Raw genomic sequence first — 2,353 nt, 5'->3', positions numbered from 1 at the left:
TCTCGGAGTACTTGCGGAAGTCCCACATGTTGGCCGATCGGGCGATCGCCACGTCGGCCCACTGCCGGATCTTCGCCGCCAGGCCGGGTGGTGCCAGAAACCACCGTGCAGGCAGGACGTCTGCAGCCCCTCCCGGCAGAACTCGCAGGTGCCGTCCGACCACGCGAACGGCGCGATCACCACATCGCCTCTGCGCAGGGTGGCGACCTGCGAGCCGGTCTCCTCCACGACACCGACGAACTCATGGCCCATCGGGCTGCCCTCGGAATCGGCGGGCATCGTGCGGTACGGGTGCAGGTCCGACCCGCAGACGCAGGCCCGCACAACTCGCACCAGCGCGTCGGTGGGCTCCTGCAGCGCCGGGTCGGGAACTGTCTCGATCCGCACGTCTCCCGCCCCGTACATGAACGTCGCTCGCATATCCGTCTTCTCCCTGGTCGTTATCGCTGCCGGTGCGAGCCCTGCCCCGGGACGGCCCGGCCGCCGAGGCGGCTCAGCTCCAGCAAACGTTCTTTCGCCAGGTAGAGGCAGTGCCTGTCGTTCCAGGTAACGCCAGTACCTGCCTCGCTCAGAGACCCTCGCATACCGTGGAAATACGGACGATCGCGCCGAAATCCAGTAGTTCCTCGCCTCCCGCCGGGCCCGCATCACCCCCGAGCAGGCCGGGCTGCCCGCCTACGGCGGCACCCGGCGGGTCAAGGGGTTGCGCCGGGAGGAGGTCGCGATGCCGGCCGGCGTCTCGGTCGACCACTAAGTGCGGCTGGAGCGCGGCAACCTGTCCGGCGCCTCCGGTGGCGTCCTGGACGGCGTCGCCCGTGCCCTGCATCTCGACGACGATCACACCACCTCGAAGTCGGCCATCATCGCCATGTCCTCGTGTTCCAGGTTGTGGCAGTGCGTCATGTACCGGCCTCGGTGGCCTTCGAAGCGGACGAGCACCTCCACGACCTCGTACGGCCGCACGTCCACGGTGTCCTTCCAGCCCGCGTCGGTGGCGGCGGGCGGCCTGCCGTTGCGGGAGAGCACCTGGAAGTGGGCCAGGTGCACGTGCACCGGGTGGTGGAAGTCGCTGGTGAAGCGCCAGATCTCGGCCGTGCCGAGACGCGGGCGGGCCAGCGGGCTGCCCGGCCGGAAGGGCTGCCCGTTGATCGTCCAAAGGGCACCCGGCCCCCGCCTGGTGGCGCGGAAGTCGAACGTCCTGCTGGTCACCGCCGAGGACCGCTCGGCGGGCTCCGGCCGTGACAGCCGTTTCGGGATCGCGCTGTCGTCGACGGCCCGGTGAGTGACCAGGAAGCGCAGCACGTTCCTGGTGGGGCCGCTCCCCAGGGTGTTGACCAGGGTCACCTCACTGCCCACCGGGTAGTCGGAGAAGTCCACGACCAGGTCGAACCGTTCGGCGGGGGCGATGGTGACCGCGGCGTGCGTCACCGGCGCGGCCAGCAGCCCGGCGTCGCTGCCGACCTGTGTGAAACGGCTGCCGGGAGACAGCTCCAGCCGGTAGCGGCGGGCGTTGGAGGCGTTGAGCAGGCGCAGCCGGTGGCGGGTGGCCGACACCTCCAGGATCGGCCACGGGGCGCCGTTGACCAGGATCACATCGCCTTCGACACCCTCCATGTAGGCGTCCTCGACCCCCGCCGTGACCCGCAGGCTCGGGTCGAGCGACGGGTAGCGGAACGAGCCGTCCTCCTCGAAGGACCGGTCGCAGATCATCAACGGGATGTCGCGCTCGCCCTTCGGCAGTGGCAGCGCGTCGTCCTCGTCGTCGCGGACGATCAGGAATCCGGCCAGCCCTCGCCACACCTGCGGACCGGTGAAGTCCATCCGGTGGTCGTGGTACCAGAGCGTGGCGGCCCGCTGGTCCAGCGGGTAGACGTAGTCCCTGGCCCCGGAGTGGAACGTCCACGACGACAGGTCGTGCTGGGAGTGGCCTCCCGGCGGCGGCCCGAACCCCTGGCCCGCGGGCACCACGAGATCGGTCGGGTAACCGTCGGAGTCGGGTGGGGTGACGCCGCCGTGCAGGTGGGTGGAGGTGGGCACCGGCAACTCGTTGCGCACCCTGACGGTGGTACGGCCGCCGCGGCGCAGGTCGAAGGTCGGCCCGGGGAAGGTTCCGCCGAACCCCCACACCTCGGTCGTGGTACCGGGGATGATCTCCACCCTGGCCGCGCGCTGGACCACCTCGTAGTGGCCCGGCCGTACCGGCAGGGCGAGTGCGGGGACGGGCAGCGGTACGGTGAACGGCCTGGGCAGCGGCAGCGCGCTGGCAAGGGCCTCGCCGGTGGAGATGGACGCCGTGCTGCGCTTCGTGGAGGCCGGGCTGGGGGTCGCGCTGGTGCCCTCGATGGTCCTGGAC

Annotated in this window: 2 protein-coding genes and 1 pseudogene; 1 reads left to right on the top strand and 2 read right to left on the bottom strand. The window is 70.8% G+C overall.

The genetic code is table 11. From position 1 onward, the window contains the following. Nucleotides 1-420: alcohol dehydrogenase catalytic domain-containing protein (locus tag ABZ260_RS50090; RefSeq protein ID WP_355632747.1), on the bottom strand; the 420-nt coding region annotated here is incomplete at its 3' end. A 226-nt stretch (nucleotides 421-646) separates the two neighbouring features. Here ABZ260_RS50090 and ABZ260_RS50085 point away from each other — a divergent pair. Next, nucleotides 647-835, top strand: a pseudogene (locus tag ABZ260_RS50085) (transcriptional regulator); the annotation flags it as partial. A gap of 2 nt (nucleotides 836-837) precedes the next feature. Here ABZ260_RS50085 and ABZ260_RS50080 read toward each other — a convergent pair. After that, nucleotides 838-2,127, bottom strand: a complete 1,290-nt coding sequence (locus tag ABZ260_RS50080; RefSeq protein WP_355632750.1) for a multicopper oxidase domain-containing protein — start codon at nucleotides 2,125-2,127, stop codon at nucleotides 838-840. Nucleotides 2,128-2,353: the final 226 nt, after the last annotated feature.

The organism is Streptosporangium sp. NPDC006013 (genome assembly GCF_040614275.1).
GTDB lineage: Bacteria > Actinomycetota > Actinomycetes > Streptosporangiales > Streptosporangiaceae > Streptosporangium.
The sequence above is the reverse complement of the archived record's forward strand: the minus strand, read 5'-3'. Positions and strand labels throughout refer to the sequence as shown.